This is a genomic window from Glutamicibacter halophytocola, from assembly GCF_001302565.1.
Classification (GTDB): Bacteria; Actinomycetota; Actinomycetes; order Actinomycetales; family Micrococcaceae; genus Glutamicibacter; species Glutamicibacter halophytocola.
This window is the reverse complement of record NZ_CP012750.1, coordinates 2,569,759-2,589,030: the sequence shown is the minus strand read 5'-3', so window position 1 is coordinate 2,589,030 and position 19,272 is coordinate 2,569,759. Positions and strand designations below refer to the sequence as shown.

Sequence of the window (19,272 nt, the reverse complement as noted above, 5' to 3'; positions counted from 1 at the left end):
CGGCTCAATGCCCAACGACGGGAACAATCGTGTTTCACCCCTCAAAAAACGATGTGCAGTGGCTCACCCCGGTGGCGTGCGGGCCACGGCAGATAACTGACGCAAGAACCTGTTAATTGGGATGTGGAGCATATTCTTGGCAGAATTTGACCTCGTGGAACCACACGGAACACTTGAAACACCCATCTCGCCTTTTGTCGACCTTGAGCGCGAGACCTGGGCGCGGCTCTCCGACCAAATGGAACAGCCGTTGAACCTCTCCGACATCGAACGGCTGCGTGGCCTCGGTGATGAACTGGACCTCCAGGAGGTCCGGGACGTTTACCTGCCGCTGAGCCGCCTGCTGTATCTCTACGTCGAAGGCGCCGGAGCGACGCATCAGGCCACCACTACTTTCCTGGGGGAGCAGACCTCTCGCACGCCGTTTGTCATCGGCGTGGCCGGCTCGGTGGCTGTCGGCAAGTCAACGACGGCCCGCGTGCTGCAGGAAATGCTGCGCCGCTGGCCGCAAACACCCGACGTCCAGCTCATCACCACCGACGGTTTCCTGTACCCCAACGCCGAGCTGGAGCGGCGTGGCATCATGCACCGCAAGGGCTTCCCGGAATCCTATGACCGCCGTGCGCTGCTGCGTTTTGTCTCCGCAGTGAAGTCCGGCGTGCCGGAAGTCAGCACCCCGGTGTACTCGCATCTGACCTACGACATCGTTCCGGGGGAGCGCAATGTGGTGCGCAGCCCGCAGGTGCTGATTGTCGAAGGGCTGAACGTTCTGCAGCCTGCACGTACCCGCCCGGACGGAACCGTGGGCCTGGCGCTGAGCGACTTCTTCGATTTCTCCGTCTACGTCGATGCGCGCACCAATGACATTGAAGAGTGGTACATCAGCCGATTCATGCGATTGCGTTCCGGGGCCTTCGCAGATCCGGCCAGCTACTTCCATCGCTATTCGCAATTGACCGATGAAGAGGCGCGCGAAACAGCTCACGGAATCTGGAAGCGGATCAATGAGCCGAATCTGAAAGAAAATGTGCTGCCGACCCGTGGGCGGGCCCAGCTGGTCCTCAGGAAATCAGCGGATCACTCGGTGCGGCGAATGCTGTTGCGGAAAATCTGATCTGAAGATCAAAAATCACCAGCTCATCGGCAGGGAAACAAAAGCTGAGAGTTTGCCTAACTTATCGATTTCATATGGGAATTTGTGCTTGATCCTGTGATTCGCCTGTGTATGCTCTAAACATGCTTAAAGGTTTCCGCGATTTTATTATGAAGGGCAACGTTGTCGATCTGGCCGTTGCTGTTGTGATCGGTGCTGCCTTCGGCGCCGTGATTACCGCCCTTGTGGACAATGTGCTGATGCCATTGATCGCCGCATTGGTAGGCTCCCCGAACTTCGACAGCTTCCTGCTGGTGAACATCAACGGGGTTGACATCAAGTTCGGCGTCTTCTTGACCGCACTGGTCAACTTCCTGCTCATCGCCGCAGCTGTCTACTTCGCCCTGGTTATGCCTATGCAGAAGCTGAACAACCACCTCGCTGCTCGCCGTGCCGCCGGCGAAGAAGAGCCAGAGGAAGAAATCGATCCCCAGCTGGAACTGCTCGCTCAGATCCGCGACGAATTGAAGAGCCTGCGCTAGACGCACAAGCCAACCGTCTCCCAAGGGGCGGGCCGAAGCATCTCATGATGCTCCGGCCCGCCCCTTCTAGCGTTAAAACGCAGATGTGCTCAACCGCGCAGGTCGCAACACAGCAACGGCAAAAGAAAAGTGGGAAGATGATTAGGTGAACTCTGAAGCACTTGAAGTAAGCAACGTGACAACCAGTACCAGCAGTGCACAGGCCAGCGGATTTGAACGGCGCGCAGTGATAGATCTGTCCGCCATCCGCAACAACGTCAAGCAGATCTCCGACTTGGTGGCCCCCGCTGCAGTCATGGCCGTCGTCAAAGCAGACGCCTACGGCCACGGTGCTATCCCTGTGGCCAAAGCGGCAGTGGAAGGCGGTGCCAGCTGGATCGGCTGCGCACATGTCACCGAAGCCCTGGCTCTTCGCGAGGCCGGGATCCAAACCCCCATGCTTGCCTGGTTGCATACCGAAGACACCCCATTCGAGGCTGCCGTTGATGCCAGCCTCGACCTTGGCGTATCCGGATGGGAGCTAGAACGGGTAGCTGCCGCGGCGCGCTCGGTGCAAACCCCGGCCCGCATTCATCTGAAAATTGATACCGGGCTGGGACGCAACGGATCCACTATGGATGACTTCCCGGATCTGCTCAACCGCGCCAGCGTCTTCCAAGAAGAGGGGCTGCTGCGAGTGGTTGGACTGTTCTCCCACCTCGCGGTGGCAGATGAGCCAGAACGGCCGGAAACCGATGAGCAGCTGGAAGTGTTCAGCAAGGCCATTGAGCTGGTGGAAGCGGCAGGCTTCGATTTGGAAGTCCGCCATATCGCCAATACCCCAGCCATCCTCTCCCGCCCTGATACGCACCATGACATGGTTCGCCTCGGCCTGGGCCTCTATGGACTGAGCCCATTCGAAAATGATTCGCCGGATAGTTTTGGGCTGCGCCCAGCCATGAAGCTGGTCACCCGAGTGGCCAACGTCAAGAAAGTGCATGCCGGGCAAGGTGTTTCCTATGGACTGAACTACAAAACCGAAGGCGAAACCTACCTGGGCTTGATTCCTATGGGCTACGCGGATGGTCTGCCACGCATTGCCACCGGAGCACCGGTGACGGTGAAAGGACGCAGCTATCCGGTGCGCGGTCGCATTGCCATGGACCAGTGCGTCATCGACCTTGGCCCAGAAATCTCCCCGGAAGACTACTTGGGCGCAGAAGCAATCATCTTTGGCGCAGGAGGCCAATCGGTGAATACCTGGGCCCATGCTGCCAACACCATCAACTACGAAGTAGTGACGAGAATTTCGCCACGAGTGCCGCGTCATTACGTGGAGGGCAGCTGGGGTGAAGCCGGTGAATGAAGCGATTAAAGAATTTGCCTGCCAGCTCACTGACCTCGCGCAGACCGAAGCCTTAGGCGAAGCGCTAGGCAAGCACCTGAAGGCTGGAGATCTTGTGATCCTCACCGGCGCATTAGGTGCCGGCAAGACAACCCTGACCCAATCGCTGGGCGCTGGGCTGAACGTCCGTGAAGGAATCATCTCGCCAACCTTCGTTCTGGCACGCCAGCACCCGTCGTTGGCTGATGGTCCTACCTTGATTCACGTAGATGCCTACCGTCTGAAAGATCAGAATGACGTAGACACTCTCGACCTTGAATCCACTTTGGCTGAATCGGTCACTGTCGTGGAGTGGGGCCTAGGCAAGGTGGAACATCTTACGGATTCGCGTCTGGAAATCACCCTGGACCGCGAGGTCAACGCCGTAGCCGTAGAGAATCCATGGGAAGAATCCGAAGAAGAATTGGATGAGCCCAGGGAGTTCGCTCTCAAAGCCATTGGACCACGCTGGGACTCGGAAAACTTCGCCCAGCTGAAAGACAACCTGCGCTCTGCTATCAATGCACAGCGCACCGGAGAGAAGCATGCCTAACTATCTGTCCATCGACACCTCGGCGCACGCCTCTGTTGCACTGGTCGATTCCACGACTGGTTCAGTTATCGCCCAGAAGACTTCGCCCAAGGGCAATGACCAAACAGAAACCTTGGCCTCCTACGTGCGTGACCTGCTGGACGAAAACAGCGAGGAAGGCCAAAATCTGGCCGGCATTTTTGTTGGCATTGGCCCAGGTCCCTTCACGGGGCTTCGCGTTGGCCTTGTTGCTTCACGTACTTTCAGCTTCGTCTGGAACATCCCGGTATATGGCGTGATGTCCCTCCACGCGCTCGCCGAACGAGTACTTGCAACGGATAGCGTTCCGGCAGAATTTATCGTTGCCTCTGACGCACGCCGCAAAGAAGTGTACTGGGCTCGCTACGACCAAACCGGTCAGATCGTTGACGGTCCGCATGTAGCGGCGGCATCAACGCTGCCAGCGCTACCTGTTTTCGGCGTTGGTGCAGGGATCTATGCCGAGCAGCTTCGAGAAGCTGGAGCGAACCCGCAAGAGCAGTCTTTTGACTGGATTGCGGACGCTGCGAATTTGGCACAGCGAGGCATGCGCGATCTGGCCGCAGGAAAAGACCTGGCCAACACAGCGCCGCAGTACCTGCGAGAGTCGGACGCCCAAGTTCCTGCCTTCATGAAGCAGGCCAAGGCATGAGCGTGACTCTTCGTGAGATGGCCGTCAGCGATATCCCTGAGGTCCATCAGCTGGAGACTGAGCTGTTCCCAGAGGATGCCTGGCCACTGGCTGCCTTCGAATCCGAACTGGCACAGAGCGAAACTCGCAATTATTGGGTGTATGAGAGCGACGGCAAGGTCATTGGCTATGCCGGTCTGTGCACTGTCTTGCCGATCAGCGATGTTCAGACAATTGCCATCAGCCCTGGATTCCAGGGGCAGGGGCTGGGCCGCAAGCTGCTGACGCTTCTTGTTGAAATGGCCAAAGAACGCAACGCGTTGGATGTCATGCTGGAAGTCCGCTTTGATAATCCAACGGCAATTGGACTGTATGAATCAATGGGATTTGTAACCATTCATCGGCGCGTGGGCTACTACAAGGGCGGCATTGACGCATTGATCATGAGACTGCAATTGGATGCCCTGCAGGGACAAGAGGGAGAACACAAAGCATGAGCACCACTGAACCTATTGTTCTAGGCATTGAATCTTCATGCGATGAAACTGGTGTGGGCATTGTGCGCGGTAACCGCCTCCTGGCCAACGCAGTTTCTAGCTCCATGGATGAGCACGTACGCTTTGGCGGAGTGATTCCCGAGATTGCTGCGCGTGCGCACCTCGAAGCATTTGTTCCCACTTTGCAGTCTGCTTTGGACACCGCTGAGTTAACTCTCGACGACATTGACGCCATTGCCGTGACCAGCGGACCCGGACTATCTGGCGCACTGATGGTGGGAGTCTCGGCCGCCAAGGCATTGGCTCTGGCAACCGGCAAGCCACTTTACGGAATCAACCACCTCGTGGCTCACGTTGGTGTTGGAGTGCTTGAAGGAACCGTGCTGCCACCGACCTTCGGCGCATTGTTGGTATCGGGTGGTCATACCGAAATCTTGAAGGTCGCCTCACTGACCAACGACGTGCAATTGCTGGGTTCCACCATTGATGATGCAGCCGGTGAAGCGTACGACAAGACTGCTCGCCTGCTAGGTCTGGGATACCCGGGTGGACCTGCCATCGATAAGGCAGCCAAGGATGGAGACCGCAAGGCTTTCCGCTTCCCACGAGGACTGACCCTGCCTAAGTTTGTGGGCAGCGAAGAGAATCCTGGCAAGCACCGCCATAACTTCTCATTCTCCGGATTGAAGACCGCAGTTGCTCGCTGCGTAGAGCATTTCGAAGCCAACGGGGAAGAAATTCCAGTGGCAGACATCGCTGCCTCCTTCCAGGAAGCCGTTGTTGACGTGATCACGTCCAAGGCTGTCCGGGCAATGCAAGAGCATGGTCTGAAGACGGTGCTTCTTGGCGGGGGAGTAGCGGCAAATACTCGACTGCGCGAGTTGCTCGCGGCTCGGTGCGCATCAGCGGGTATTGCCCTGGTGGTTCCACCTTTCAGCTTGTGCACCGACAACGGTGGAATGGTTGCGGCTCTCGGCGCGCAGTTAGTGGCTGATGGAGTTGCTCCATCGGGGCTGGACTTCGCGACAGACTCGTCTCAGCCAGTGACCAACATTGTTCTGAACTAGAATCATATTTTTCATCTACGAACTGCTCGTCGAACTAACGGATCCAGGCCTTTCGATTGCCATGAGGAAGTACGCTCTCGTGAGTCATCGGGATAATTGTTGGTGACAACACTTATGGCACGGCATCAATTGATGCCGTGCCATTGTTGCTTCTACTTCCTGCAGCGACTGCGCTGAACTCACCATTCGCTGGTTGCCGGTGACCCTTCCCTGCCGGCGATTGCTTTCGACTTACGCAAATCTCACTCGCGGCAGGTTCCGTCAGATGTGCCCACTAGGCGCTTAGCTAACAGCGTTCGTTTGTCGTCTATTCTCGATGTCCTGTGAGTCAGAAAAACTGCCGAAGAAAACTTTGCTTAACCGGTTGACCATATGTGATACATGCCACTAGGGTTGGTGCTTAACCGATTAACCTCATAGAACAGGTAAGCCATGACAGCACAAGGTTTCTACCAGCCCAACGGAGCGTGGGTAGGCGATGTCATTCCCTGGCAAGAAGAAGGTGTCTTCCATCTCTTCTACTTACATGAAGGTCGCGAGGCAGCACAGGGCGGCATGCCATGGCATCGCATCCTGACCGATGACGTAGTGAATTTCCGCGAGACAGGGGAAACCATAGCCTCCGGTGGATCATCAGCAGATGACTACAACATTTACACCGGAAGTATCGTCAAAGACTCCAACGGAACTCACCACGCGTTCTATACGGGGCAGAACCCATCAAACCTCGGCCAGGATGGCCGCGCTTTGCAACTGATCATGCATGCGACCAGCAATGATGGTATGAATTCGTGGCAACGACACCCTGAAGATACCTTCGGAGCGAGTGCCGGCTATGAGACCGGAGACTGGCGAGATCCCTACGTCTTTTGGGATGAACAAGCTGGCCTCTGGCGCATGCTTATTACAGCACGCCACAACCGTGGACCAGAACGTCGCCGCGGAGTCATCGCACAGTGCACCTCCACGGATCTCTCGCGCTGGGAACCAGTAGAACCGTTCTGGGATCCACGCCGCTACATCGCTCATGAATGTCCCGAAGTCTTCCAATGGGGAGACTGGTGGTACTTGGTCTATTCGGAATTCAGCGATGCGTTCACCACCAGATACCGGATGTCCCGAAATTTGAACGGCCCATGGATCGTCCCGGAATATGACACTTTGGACGGCCGGGCCTACTACGCATCAAAGTCCGCAGCACGCAATGGCCGCAGGTTCTTCTTCGGCTGGATTGCATCCAAAGAGGAATCATGCGATGAAGGAGCATGGCAGTGGGCTGGAACCTTATCCGTACTTGAAGCTGAGCAACGTGAAGACGGTGCCCTAGCGTTCCACCCGCCGGCAGAATTTCGTTCCACCTTCTACGAAGCCGGAGATGTCTTGGACTCGGGAACTCGTCTGGTTGCTCACGACGGCTACGCGGATATCCTCACCGCAGTAGACACCCCAGTTTCCTTCCGGCTACAAGCTAACTTCGAAATTGAAGAAGGAACCCGAGAAGTTGGCGTCCTGCTGCGTGCCAGCGAAGACGGCGATGAAGGCTACGCTCTTCGACTTGAGCCACAGCGCGGCCGACTCGTCTTGGACCGGTGGCCCCGGCGGGTAGCGGGTACCGAGCAATGGCATGTTGCAGGAGATGTGCCCTTTGCCGTTGAACTCGAACGCCCCTGCCCGATCGGGCCAGGCGCACACGAGCTCGACATCATTGTTGATAGAGATTTATGCGTCGCAACCCTGGATGACGCAACAGTACTCAGCACCCGGCTGTATGACCGATTAACAGGTCGTGCTGGCGCATTCGTCGGTGAAGGTGCCGCCACGATTTCACAATTCACCATTGCATCACGGGATCACGAGAAGACCGTTGTTTCTGTTGATGAGAATAGAGCCTTCACCCCATCGGTCTGACGAAATCAAATACTCGCCAGCCATCCACTCGCACCGCCACTTCAATGGAGAAAATCTCATGCCCAAAGCAACTCGCCAAACCAAGTTCTTGCCTATCGTCGCCGCTGTCGCCCTCGCTCTTTCAAGTTGCGGAGGAGGTGCAGGTGCAGACCCGTCCAATGTGAATCCCGAGGGCGAAGTCAAGCCGCGCGAGATTTCATGGTTGCTCTCACGGCCTGCCGATGGTGGCGTGATCAAGACGATGGAACAGATTGCTGATGAATACGCGGAAACTCATCCCGGTTTCGCCCTGAATCTTGTCACCACTCCAGACCGTCCTTCATACATCCAGAAGTACGAAACCCTGGCGGCCGCGAATAAACTGCCAGAGCTTTTTGACACCGATGCAACCCCCTTCGCTCAGAAGCTCGCTAGCCAAGGACGCATGGTTGATGTTGATCTGCTGCTCAAGGATCTTGGCCTGAATGATGAATATCGAGAGGCCGCGTTGAACTATCAGCGATTTGATGACGGCTCGCTGTACATGGTTCCTTTTGAATTCCAATTGGAATTCTTCTGGTACAACAAGGACGTTTTTAAGAAGGCAGGAACAAAAATCCCTGCCTCACTTGATGACTTCCCAGCGATGTGCAAGGCGTTGAAGGCTGAAGGTGTCACACCCATTGCCCTGGATGGCAAAGACCAATGGCCGCTAGAACGCTACATGTCGTACTACCCGTTCCGCATGTCTGGCCCCGAGTACATTCAGAAGCTCAAGACAGGAGAAGCGAAATTCTCTGATCCGGAAGGCAAAGCAGCCGCAAAATGGCTCTCTGAACTCGGAAAGTCAGGATGCTTCCAAAAGGGATTCTCCTCCGCCGGGTACTCTGATGCCCAAGGCTTGTTCACCAGTGGTAAAGCCGGTGTCTACAACATCGGTACCTGGGAGTTGAATAATCTGGCTACCGAAACCTTGGACGCCGGTGTACGGGACGACGTTGACTACTTCACGCTGCCAACCATTGATGGATCAGCCACGGAAAAAAACGAGTACGTCACCCCGTCCGGAATCGGCATGGCAGTGAACGCGCAAACCTATGATCCGCTGGTACGGGACTTCCTAGCTTTCGCTCTGGAACGTTACCCAGAGCTCTACGCATCCACCGGTGCGCTGTCGCCAACCACGAGTGCTGAGACCACCATTCCTGAAAAAGCGACCAAGGTTTTCGACAAGGCCATCAAGCAAGCTGATGAAATCGGCAGCGATATCGCAATGCCATGGGATACACAGCTGGATCCAGCAACCAATACTCGTCTCCAGCAAGAATTGACCTTGCTGGTTCAAGGTGACATCACCTCAGACGAGTTCATCACCACGATGGACGCTGCGCTCAAGGAGAACGTCGGTGAGTAGCATCCTGCAAACCGCGCAACCAACGCGACCAGTGCGCGCTCGCCGGAAGCGTAAGAAAGCGGCACCGTCCATGTTGCCCCGCCGTTCCAAATTATCTGTAGTCATCTTCTTGTTGCCGCCACTTGTCATTTACGGCGTTGCTGTTCTACTTCCCATCATCCAGTCAATGGTCCTGAGCTTCTTCAGCTGGGACGGGATCACTGGCATGGCTTTCGTAGGTTTTGATAACTACATAAAGATGCTTTCCCGAGATGATGTTTTCTGGACAGCATTTGCCAACGCGGTGGGCTACTTGGTGATCTGCTTGGTCTTGCAGCTTGGCGGAGCGCTGGTAGTTTCTAGCCTGCTCACCGCATTGCCCAAAGCCCGCGAACTAGTAAAGACCCTGTACCTGTTGCCAGCGGTGATTTCCACCGTGGCCATTGGCTTCTTGTTCTTGCGTATTTATTCACTTGAGCCAGTAGGCATGCTGAATCAGTTGCTGGAGTGGGTTGGTCTTGGCCACCTGCAAACCGCCTGGCTATCAAACGTGCAAACCGTGCTGGCTGCGGTATCCATCCCTGAAGGATGGCGTTACACAGGCTTGTACATGCTGATCATTTACGCAGCACTGATCTCGGTGCCGCGCGAACTTGAAGAGGCAGCACGCTTGGACGGTGCGTCCTGGTGGCAGATTTTCTGGAACGTCAGATTCCCACACATTCGGCCGGTCTGGACCACAACCACCATCATGGCTACCACTTTTGCCTTGCGAGGTTTTGATATTCCTTACCTATTGACCAATGGCGGTCCAGGCCAGTCCTCGGAACTGCTGACAACCTACATGTACAAGACGGCTTTTGTGCACACCGACTATGGCTACGCCAGCGCTATCTCTGTATTCATTGTGATTGAGTGCCTCGTCGCTGTCGGCCTAATCCTTCTGATGCTGCGACGAAAGGAAGACTCGTGACCACAACAGTTGAAGCTGAGACGGAGGAAACAATGATTCAGCCGCCCTTCAGCAATCCGCCAACGCGGCCACAAGGAAAATCTCGCAAGGTTCGGGTCCATCGTTCCCTGCTGACAATAACTATCGGGCTAATCGTAGTCGTCCAGGTCTACCCATTGCTCTGGATGTTCTTGACTAGCTTCCGCACGGCAACTGATTTTGCTGGCGGCAACGCGTTCTCATGGCCTAGTGAGTTCACGTTGGAGAACTATTCACGAGCATTCGAGACTGGAAATCTTGGCCAGAATATCGTCAATAGTCTCATTGTCACCCTTGGGGCCAGTGCACTCATTGTCGTTGCAGGCATGATGGCAGCATTCGCCTTGGAAGTTCTAGGCTTCAGACTCAGTTCCTTGGTCAGGGCGCTGTTCATGTTAGGCATTATCGTGCCAGTACAGATTGCCTTGGTGCCTTTGTTCATTGACTATTCGAAGGTTGGACTGCTTGATACCCACATGTCGATGATTGTCCCGCTGGCTGCGTTCTCGCTGCCAATGTCGATTTATCTATTCTCGTCCTTCTACGGATTCATTCCAAGAGAGACCTATGAAGCAGCGTCTCTTGATGGGGCTGGTCCGTACCGAATTTTTACGCAGATCACTTTCCCGCTATCTTTGAATACCATCGTCACGGTGGTGCTGGTTAACAGTATTTTCATTTGGAATGATTTCATCTTCGCCAATACCTTTGTGCTCTCCGACGGGCTGAAAACTATTCCGCTAGGCTTGCAGAATTACATTGGCGCCATGGGCAATACCGACTGGACGGCCACCTTCGCTGCCGTCTGCGTCTCGGTGACCCCACTGCTCTTGGTATTCCTCGTACTGAACAAGGCAATGATCCAAGGCCTGGAGAGCGGAGCAACTAAGGGATGAGCAGAGACAGGCAAACAAAACAAGCGGCTCCAGTCACGATGCGCGACATCGCAAAGGAAGCCGGGGTTTCCGTGGCTACCGTCTCCCACGTGGTTAACAACAAAGCCGGAGCGCGCATTGGCGAGGAAACTCGGCAACGCGTTCATGATGCGATTGACCATCTTGGATATCGCACCAATGCGTTGGCGAAGACACTCTCAGTTGGATCATCACGATTTATCGGCCTTGTTGCAGACGCCATCGCCACGACGCCCTTCGCAGGCCAAATTATTCACGGTGCTCAAGACGAAGCATGGAAACATGGATACGTTCTGTTGGTTGCCAATACCGAAGGCAATCAAGCCGCCGAAAATGATGCGATTGCCATGATGTTGGAGCATCAAGTTAAAGGTATTTTGTACTCCACCTGGTATCACCGAGAAATAGACGTTCCAGAATCCCTGCATCAAACAGATACAGTCTTGGTCGACTGCTTCTCAACTGGTAGCGGATTACCGGCGGTGGTGCCCGATGAAGAACAAGGCGGAAATACGGCAACTGCGGAACTGATTGCCGCTGGTCATCAACGCATCGCTTTCATCAACACGACAACACCTTCACCTGCGTTGACCGGACGTTTAGCCGGTTACCGCTCGGCACTCGAAGCGGCAGGCATTGACTATGACGAGTCGCTGGTGATCCCTGCAATTCCTGAGCAGGAAGGTGGATATGAGGCGACGGCATCGATCATTGACTCCGGCGCGACTGCAGTGTTCTGCCACAATGACCGTGTTGCTATGGGTCTCTACGACGGGCTGAGAGATCGAGGCCTAGATATTCCAAAGGACATTGCTGTTGTTGGGTTTGATAATCAAGAAGTGATTGCCGCCCACTTGCGACCACCGCTGACCACGGTTGCCCTGCCTCACTACGAACTAGGTGCGGCAGGAATTCGCGTTCTTTTAGGCCTAGACCCTGAACAGGATGACGAAATGTATTTGATTGATTGCCCGGCCATCCGACGCCAGTCAGTTTGAGCAGACAATAGTCATTTAGAGATTATCGGAAGCCAACCAGCCACAACTCACAGACCGGCGTAATTGCCGGACTTATCAAATTTTCCCTTCCCGGTTTCGAAGTGAAGCGTAGGCCGGAATAAGTGAGGAACGCGCAATGACGCACGAAATTTCACGACGTAGTATGTTTCAAATCGTAGGGGTCGGAGCACTCGGACTCTATGCCGCCAGCGCACTACCAACGGCAGCAAAAGCACAGATCTCCCAGCGGGCTTTTTACCACATGACGCCGCCAACTGGTTGGTTATGCGACCCGCAGCGCCCGGTGCACCTCAACGGTAAATACCACCTGTACTACCTGCATTCAGAGGTGAATAACGGACCTGGTGACTGGGACCACGCGACAACCACCGATGGCGTTTCTTATACTCATCACGGAGTGGCCATTGGACAGCAACCAAACTTTCCAGTGTGGACCGGATCTGCTGTCATTGACGAGGCGAACACTGCTGGTTTCGGTGCGGGAACCATCGTCGCATTAGCCACTCAACCGACCGACGGCATCCGCAAGTACCAAGAGCAGTACCTGTATTGGTCAACTGACGGCGGGTATAGCTTCAACGGATTGCCGGAGCCCGTGATCGTCAACACCGATGGCCGCAGTGCCAGCACGCCCGCAGAAATTGAGAATGCAGAATGGTTTCGAGACCCGAAGATTCACTGGGACTCGGCGCGCAACGAATGGGTATGCGTCATTGGGCGGGCGCGCTACGCGGTCTTTTACACCTCAACGAATCTGCGTGACTGGCAGCTGAAGAGGAACTTCGATTATCCGAATCATAGCTTGGGCGGTATCGAATGCCCCGACCTATTCCAAATGACGGCGGATGACGGAACAAGGCACTGGGTGCTCGGCGCAAGTATGGATGCGTACAGCATTGGCCTTCCCATGACTTATGCCTATTGGACAGGCATTTGGGATGGAGAGCAGTTCATTACTGATGATCTTGAACCGCAATGGCTGGACTGGGGCTGGGATTGGTACGGGGCAGTTACGTGGCCTTCTGCCCAGAATCCTGAAACACGACGGCTTGCCATAGGCTGGATGAATAACTGGAAGTATGCGAATCGCGATGTGCCTACCGATGCCACCGATGGCTACAACGGACAAAACTCCATTGTGCGTGAACTGGAAATGGCGGTTCAAAGTGATGGCAGGTACGCACTGCTCAGTAGTCCGGTGAGCGCGTTGTCTGGTTACGCGACAACATCAGTTACGTTTGCGGATCAGAGTGTTGACGGGAGTTTCGTGCTGCCGTGGAACGGGCGCGCCTACGAACTTGAATTAGACATCAGGTGGGACTCAGCCACTAACGTCGGTGTTTCCGTTGGGCGTTCCGCCGACGGAAACCGTCACACAAATATCGGCAAATACGGAGACGAACTCTATGCGGATCGGGCACGATCCGACTTATCCGGTTACTCGCTGAGCCCATACACACGGGCTGCTGCCCCCATTGACGCTGGTGCTCGGTCGGTCCACTTGCGAATCTTCGTGGACACGCAAAGCGTGGAGGTGTTCGTCAACGCGGGGCATACCGTCATCTCTCAACAAGTGCACTTCGCTGAAGGGGACACCGGCATCTCGTTCTACTCTGATGGTGGCTCGGCGAACTTCTCTGGGATCACTGTCAGAGAATTTACTGACCATGTTTGATGCACTGTTGTCCGATGTTATTCGGCAGTTCGTTGCGATAGCCCGGCACGTGATCCGCAAAAACTCCAAAGGTTGCCTTTGGAATCTAGCAATTTCACCTCTCAACGCGGCGTTCGGAATTCTCGAACTCTTGGGGACTTCAGGAAGTCCAAGAACATTGAGCTGACGAAAATGCCGAAGCGTTTTCTTCGGCTGTCTGATAGACAGCGGTGATGAATTCATAGGATTCACGAAAGTGTGCCGCGAAACTATTAAGAGCCAGGCGCGACTCTGGACACCGTTGCGAATGAATGCTTCGAGATGGAATCAATACGAGCGGATAACCTCGCACGGTGTTCCGGAAGGATCAATGGGGCACTCGTGCACATAGATTCCGGAATTTCGAACGCGGCGTTGTGCGGGCCTACCAGGACCTGCATACACGAGCCATGCATCGGTTCTACCGCTTGCCGTTGCATAGGCCAGCATCTGATGGTGATCAGCGTTCGGATATTGCCCATTCGCAGGTGCAGCCTTGTATTTTGCATCAAAAATCAAGGTTGGTTCCTTGCCACAACGCCGACGGCTTCGAAATGAGCCCAGAAATCCATGAATGCGGATTGATGAAAATAGTCATCGTAAAATTGGCAGCCAACATAAACGAAGGCTTCGCAGAGGCGAAGCGACCTATCTTTGCAATCGCTCAAATAACTGTGGGGTGAGCTGTCGTCGAATTCGACAACAGCTCACCCCACTTGGCGTAATTCTCAATTATGCGTCAACCGCAGCTTTTGAGTGCCGCATGAATGGGTCACCATCTACCTGTTGATCGTCTTTCTTTAGGGCAAAGAATCCGTACACGCCAGCAAACAGAACCACGACCGAGATCGTGATGAAGGTCTGCTGGTATCCCATGCGGTCATGAAGGGCGCCGAGGGGAGTGGAGAGAATGACGTTGCCGATCTGTGCCGACACTTGGAACCCAACCATATACAGGGTTGCCGACAGAGCGGGGTTGAAGTGCAGGGTGAAGTAACGGAAAACGGGCAAGATGAACAGCGGAGTCTCGATGGCGTGCAACATCTTGATGGCCGAAACCCAGATTGGATCATCAACCAGGGCGCATCCGAGAATGCGGATGAACATGATTGAAACACCCAGGAGCAATGAAGTGCGAACGCCAACACGGCGCATGACGAGGGGCACGATGCCTAACATGGCGGCTTCCAGGAAGACCTGGACCGAGTTCAGAATGCCGTAGACCCGCTGGCCAATCTCCGGAGTTTCAAAGAGGCCGGTGTAGAAATCAGGGAACATCTGCTGATCAAAGACAGTGTAGAAAGTCCAGGACAGCATCACAAAGAGAATGATCAGCCAGAGGCTCGGCAACCGGAAGAGCCTGAGCATATCGCGAATCGTCGGAGTTGAAGCAGGAGACAAGATTCCCTCAACTGCAGTCTTCTTGATCACCGGTGGTTCACCAGTGCGGGAGAAGACCAGCAACAAGAGGTGGATCAAGCCCAGAGCGGAACCAATCCAGAAGTTCAGTGCCGGGTTGATGGTGAAAAGGAAGCCAGCGGCCAGCGCGACGACGGCGTAGCCGAAGGATCCCCACATGCGGGCCTGCCCGTATTCGAAGTTGAATCGACGGCTGAAGCGTTCGGTCAAGGCTTCAAATAGGCCAACACCTGCAAGGAATCCAATCGACAGCACGATGGCACCCAAAATAACGCCAGTCATGAAGTGCGATTGCAGCAGTGGCTGATAAACCCAAGTACAGAACGGACCCACCAGCGCGGTCACTGAAGCCAAAATGACTGCCAGATGCTTTCTAATGCCTAGACGGTCCTGAATGGCTCCGTAGGCAAACATCAAAACCAGTGTTGCCAGTGAATTCACCGAGTAGACGGTACCCACTTGGGCGCCGTTCAAAGCCAGTCCAGCTGATTCGCTCGTGAGCCAAATCTGGAAGAAGGACCACCAGATGCCCCACGATGCGAAGAATAAGAGCATCGAGAATGAGCTTTGGCGGTAAGTGGGATTTTTCAGAGTTGTTGTAAAGCCAGCCATCTTTGTCCTGGATTCTTTCGTGAAAGCTATGAAGCGAAGTTACTTGGAAATTGCGAGGGAGAAGTCTTGAATCCACGGGGGATTGGCTCCGGCTTGGGCCACGGTCAGTGCAGCTGAGGTTAACGCATGACGAAGTGCATCTTCAACCTCATCAGAGTCGGCAGCCACGTCGTTATGAAGTGCTTCAACTAATCCAGGGTTGTCCAGAACCCCAAAGAGCAGCCCGGACATGAACGCGTCGCCTGCACCGATGGTGTCAACCAGGGTGGTAGGTGAAGCAGCAACATCGAACCGCTGACCGGACGAAAGAGCCAAGCACCCGTCTCCGCCTTGAGTCATCACTGCCAAAGCTGGACCGAGATTAGCTACGTGCTCCAGAACTTCCCATGCGTCTAGATCTGGATAGAGCCACTGTCCATCGACGTCGCTGAGCTTCACGATATGGCTCAAGCTCATGAGCAATTCGATACGTTGTAGCGCTGAGTCTCGATCCACAACAAGATCAGGGCGCAGGTTTGGGTCGTAGCTTAGTAGCGCATCGTCCGTTGCATTTTTGAAAGCGTCAACAATGCGTTCGCCTGATGGTTCAATCCACGCCGCAATTGAACCGGTGTGAAGCAGATTCGCGCCTTCAGCAACTGGAACCGAAGGGATCTGCTGGTGGATATCAAAGCTGTAGTGCGCATTGGCATGCTCATCCATCTCCACCTGTGCCACGGACGTGGAGCGTTCAGTCACTGAGCCTGCGGCCACATGCACCCCAGCTTGCCCAAGGTGTTCAGCAATTAGATTGCCGTAGGCGTCTTGTCCGAATTCGGTATAGAACTGAACTTCGTGGCCCAGCCGAGCCAGTCCGACAGCGACATTCAGCGGAGAACCGCCTGGATGAGCTTTATCGCCAACAACGTCGACGAGGGATTCGCCTAATACGTTGATGCGGCTCATGCGTTGAGCTCCACTGACTTATCCGAGAGTGGCAGGACTTTGAAAGTCACACTCGCTCCGGTTGCTACGCGCAGCGTCGCATAGGCTGGTGCTTCTTCACCGGTCAGCTGATCCGTCAGGGAACGCAGGCCATTAGCCGCAAGGATTTCTACAGATCCGTGGTCCACCAAAACTTGCACAGTTAGTTCACCCGTATCTGCTGGCAACGGCATGCGCTGGTTGGAGGCGTAGAGCTCGTGATCCACTTTGCCTGTTTCGCGGCGGTGCTGAACAAATTCGGATTCAATGGTGAGTTCACTGATAAGTGTGTCATCAGCACGGAACAGGGAAAGGGCCGCTGATCCATTCGCGTCGCCGCCAACAGCCAACTCAAGCAGGGCAGGGGAGCCTAGCTCGATACGGCCTTCGCCAGCTGGAGTAACAGAAGCAGCAACTTCGCTTGCCGGCAGTCCAAGAATGCACTGGCGAATCTCAAGCTTTCCGTCAGAATTCTTTACGAGGTCGAGGCGACGGGCGGTGCTCATGGATCCGCGCCATCCATCGTGGGGGAGTTCCCGGGCGTAATCCCAGTTGCTCATCCAGGCAATTACAGTCTGCTGGTCTGCTGGCAGGCCGTGGAAGCTGACGCCGGCATAGAAGTCGCGGCCCCAATCCAGCCAGTTGCCTTGCTTCAAGGATTCGTATTCGAAGCTATCCCGGACTTGTTGATCATGATCAGGGGTGAAGGAGGTGCCATCGAATTCTCCAATGAAGTACTGGGTACCAGAGCCGCCGGCAACGCCTCCTGGGTTCAGTGAAACAATCAGTACCCACTTGAGCTGGTCGGTGCCGGCTACTGGCAGTTGGAAGAGGTCTGGGCATTCCCAGATTCCTGCGATGGCGGACTGAGGACCAAAGCTGGAGAGCTCGGTCCAGTCCTTGAGGTTCTCGGAACGATAGACCAGCACTCGACGTTCGATGGCTTCAACAGCAACCATGACCCAGTAGGAACCCTGCTCGGATTCGTAGCGGATGACCTTGGGATCACGGAAGTCCTTGGAACCACGGTCAAGCACTGGGTTCTGCTCGTACTTGGTAAAGGTTTCCCCGCCATCTAGCGAGTAGGCGATGGCCTGGGACTGGTTGGATTCGTCCTTGGCCGCTGCGGTGTAGATGGCAATAACCGGTGGAACTGTGCCGTCGCCGAAGCCGCTGGTGTTTTCGTGGTCCACCACGATGGACCCCGAGAAGATGTCAGCGACATCGCCATGCAGGATGGCGATGGGCAATTCTTCCCAGTTCACCAGATCGGTGCTCACCGCGTGGCCCCACGACATGTAGCCGTGGCCAACGCCATTGGGATTGTGCTGGAAGTACAGGTGGTACTGCTTTCCATCAAAGAACAATCCGTTGGGATCATTGATCCAGTTTTTCTTCGCAGTGAAGTGCAGTTGTGGTCGCTTCACTGCGACCAGCTGAGTTTTGGGCAACGATGTCATCCTTCAATAAGTGGTGCTAAATGCATTTAGCAAAAAACTCTAGCAGTGTGATCCAAGCCCTGCAATAGGCTAGGGTCGAATAATTGCATTTAGGTAATTCGCAAGAGGGAAACGTGGAATCGCACAAAGCAAAACGGGTCACACTAGCCGATGTGGCAGAAGCCTCGGGCATGTCCAAAGCGGCAGTCAGCATGATTCTGAATAACAAGCCGGGATCGCGGCTGTCAGCTGAGGCAACTGAACGAGTCCGCGGGGTGGCAAAGGAACTGGGTTACCGTCCAAATGCTGCGGCCCAATCATTGCGCAGTGGCAAGACGCGCACACTTGGCTTTATTTCCGACCAAGTGACGGTCACCCGCTTCGCTTCGGAAATGATCACTGGCATCCTGCGTGCGGCGGAAAGTCGAGAGCATACGGTGCTCATTGCTGAGACCTTTGGCAAACCTGAGCAAATGGCTGAAGCCATAAAGCAGATGGCACACCGAGATGTGGACGGGCTCATTCTTGGATTCATGGATTCCCGACAGCGAGATTTGAAGATTCCCCAGACTGGATTACCCACCGTTCTGGTCAACGGCATTGATGACAGCCCCTGCACCGCGGTTCTTCCCAATGAAAATGAATCCGGCGCTAAAGCGGTGCGGCATATCGTTGAATCCGGTGCTCGCAGCGTCGCAGTCATCGGCGAGCTGGGAAGCGCTGAAAAAGATCCCAGGACGTATCCCAGCATCACGCGCCGCTTTGACTCTCTGCGAAGGTCCTTGTCTGAAGCGAACCTGGAAGTTCTCGGTCACTGGGTGCTCGACGACTGGAACCCCACTGACGGGTACCAAGCCACTACGCAGATGCTTTCCGAGGGGTACAAGCCCGAAGCGATAATTTGTGCCAACGACCGTGTGGCCATGGGCGTCTTCCAAGCGCTCGCCGAAAAGGGCTTGACTCCGGGAGCGGATCTGTCGGTCCTCTCCTTCGATGATGAGATCATTGCCAGCTACTTGCGACCGCAGCTGAGCTCTATCCGGCTTCCCTATGAGGAAATGGGTGCCCTTGCTGTCGATTTGCTGCTGGAGGGAAGCCTGGAGCCTGGCGAGCACCAGATTGATATGCCGCTCATTGAACGCGACTCCATGAGGAATCATTGATCCACGCTTTGAAAC

18 protein-coding genes are annotated in these 19,272 nt (G+C 55.0%); 14 read left to right on the top strand and 4 right to left on the bottom strand.

Going from position 1 to position 19,272, the window contains the following annotated elements:
• Positions 1-154 precede the first annotated feature (154 nt).
• The 13 genes from coaA (at position 155) to AOZ07_RS11820 (ending at position 13,643) form a co-directional block, all read left to right on the top strand.
• The gene (coaA, locus tag AOZ07_RS11880; RefSeq protein WP_060703439.1) at positions 155-1,114 is read left to right on the top strand and encodes a type I pantothenate kinase; all 960 of its coding nucleotides are present in this window, start codon (positions 155-157) and stop codon (positions 1,112-1,114) included.
• A 149-nt stretch (positions 1,115-1,263) separates the two neighbouring features.
• Positions 1,264-1,635 carry a large conductance mechanosensitive channel protein MscL gene (gene mscL, locus AOZ07_RS11875; protein WP_236995184.1) on the top strand — a complete coding sequence of 124 codons (372 nt, stop codon included), beginning with the start codon at positions 1,264-1,266 and terminating at the stop codon, positions 1,633-1,635.
• A 145-nt stretch (positions 1,636-1,780) separates the two neighbouring features.
• On the top strand, positions 1,781-2,980 hold the full coding sequence (gene alr / locus AOZ07_RS11870) for an alanine racemase (RefSeq protein ID WP_060702188.1): 1,200 nt from the start codon (positions 1,781-1,783) through the stop codon (positions 2,978-2,980).
• The gene (gene tsaE / locus AOZ07_RS11865; RefSeq protein ID WP_060703438.1) at positions 2,973-3,551 is read left to right on the top strand and encodes a tRNA (adenosine(37)-N6)-threonylcarbamoyltransferase complex ATPase subunit type 1 TsaE; all 579 of its coding nucleotides are present in this window, start codon (positions 2,973-2,975) and stop codon (positions 3,549-3,551) included. Before alr ends, tsaE begins: the two co-directional genes overlap by 8 nt.
• The gene (tsaB, locus tag AOZ07_RS11860; protein WP_060702187.1) at positions 3,544-4,221 is read left to right on the top strand and encodes a tRNA (adenosine(37)-N6)-threonylcarbamoyltransferase complex dimerization subunit type 1 TsaB; all 678 of its coding nucleotides are present in this window, start codon (positions 3,544-3,546) and stop codon (positions 4,219-4,221) included. The genes tsaE and tsaB overlap by 8 nt, the downstream gene beginning before the upstream one ends.
• Positions 4,218-4,697 (top strand): ribosomal protein S18-alanine N-acetyltransferase, encoded by a 480-nt coding sequence (rimI, locus tag AOZ07_RS11855; protein WP_060702186.1) that lies wholly within the window; start codon positions 4,218-4,220, stop codon positions 4,695-4,697. The genes tsaB and rimI overlap by 4 nt, the downstream gene beginning before the upstream one ends.
• On the top strand, positions 4,694-5,764 hold the full coding sequence (gene tsaD / locus AOZ07_RS11850) for a tRNA (adenosine(37)-N6)-threonylcarbamoyltransferase complex transferase subunit TsaD (protein WP_060702185.1): 1,071 nt from the start codon (positions 4,694-4,696) through the stop codon (positions 5,762-5,764). The genes rimI and tsaD overlap by 4 nt, the downstream gene beginning before the upstream one ends.
• 432 nt (positions 5,765-6,196) lie before the next feature.
• Entirely contained in the window at positions 6,197-7,672 is a 1,476-nt protein-coding gene (locus tag AOZ07_RS11845) for a glycoside hydrolase family 32 protein (RefSeq protein ID WP_060702184.1), read from the top strand.
• A 58-nt stretch (positions 7,673-7,730) separates the two neighbouring features.
• A complete protein-coding gene (locus AOZ07_RS11840) occupies positions 7,731-9,065 on the top strand; it encodes an ABC transporter substrate-binding protein (protein WP_060702183.1) in 1,335 nt (444 codons plus the stop codon).
• 70 nt (positions 9,066-9,135) lie between these two features.
• A complete protein-coding gene (locus tag AOZ07_RS11835) occupies positions 9,136-10,017 on the top strand; it encodes a carbohydrate ABC transporter permease (protein ID WP_060702182.1) in 882 nt (293 codons plus the stop codon).
• 32 nt (positions 10,018-10,049) lie between these two features.
• A complete protein-coding gene (locus AOZ07_RS11830) occupies positions 10,050-10,931 on the top strand; it encodes a carbohydrate ABC transporter permease (RefSeq protein WP_060703437.1) in 882 nt (293 codons plus the stop codon).
• Positions 10,928-11,947 (top strand): LacI family DNA-binding transcriptional regulator, encoded by a 1,020-nt coding sequence (locus AOZ07_RS11825; RefSeq protein ID WP_060702181.1) that lies wholly within the window; start codon positions 10,928-10,930, stop codon positions 11,945-11,947. Before AOZ07_RS11830 ends, AOZ07_RS11825 begins: the two co-directional genes overlap by 4 nt.
• A gap of 136 nt (positions 11,948-12,083) precedes the next feature.
• Positions 12,084-13,643: a glycoside hydrolase family 32 protein gene (locus AOZ07_RS11820; RefSeq protein WP_060702180.1), complete on the top strand. Its 1,560-nt coding sequence runs from the start codon at positions 12,084-12,086 to the stop codon at positions 13,641-13,643.
• Between the two features lie 306 nt (positions 13,644-13,949).
• Here the strand turns inward: AOZ07_RS11820 and AOZ07_RS19250 are convergent, their stop codons facing one another.
• The 4 genes from AOZ07_RS19250 to AOZ07_RS11805 form a co-directional block, all read right to left on the bottom strand.
• The gene (locus AOZ07_RS19250; protein ID WP_075972490.1) at positions 13,950-14,180 is read right to left on the bottom strand and encodes a 5-methylcytosine restriction system specificity protein McrC; all 231 of its coding nucleotides are present in this window, start codon (positions 14,178-14,180) and stop codon (positions 13,950-13,952) included.
• A gap of 213 nt (positions 14,181-14,393) precedes the next feature.
• Positions 14,394-15,692: an MFS transporter gene (locus AOZ07_RS11815; protein ID WP_060702179.1), complete on the bottom strand. Its 1,299-nt coding sequence runs from the start codon at positions 15,690-15,692 to the stop codon at positions 14,394-14,396.
• A gap of 39 nt (positions 15,693-15,731) precedes the next feature.
• Entirely contained in the window at positions 15,732-16,637 is a 906-nt protein-coding gene (locus AOZ07_RS11810) for a carbohydrate kinase family protein (protein ID WP_060702178.1), read from the bottom strand.
• On the bottom strand, positions 16,634-18,106 hold the full coding sequence (locus AOZ07_RS11805; RefSeq protein ID WP_236995181.1) for a glycoside hydrolase family 32 protein: 1,473 nt from the start codon (positions 18,104-18,106) through the stop codon (positions 16,634-16,636). Before AOZ07_RS11805 ends, AOZ07_RS11810 begins: the two co-directional genes overlap by 4 nt.
• A gap of 122 nt (positions 18,107-18,228) precedes the next feature.
• Here AOZ07_RS11805 and AOZ07_RS11800 point away from each other — a divergent pair, with 122 nt between their 5' ends.
• Complete coding sequence (locus tag AOZ07_RS11800) at positions 18,229-19,257, top strand: LacI family DNA-binding transcriptional regulator (protein ID WP_236995180.1); 1,029 nt, start codon at positions 18,229-18,231, stop codon at positions 19,255-19,257.
• Positions 19,258-19,272 lie beyond the last annotated feature (15 nt).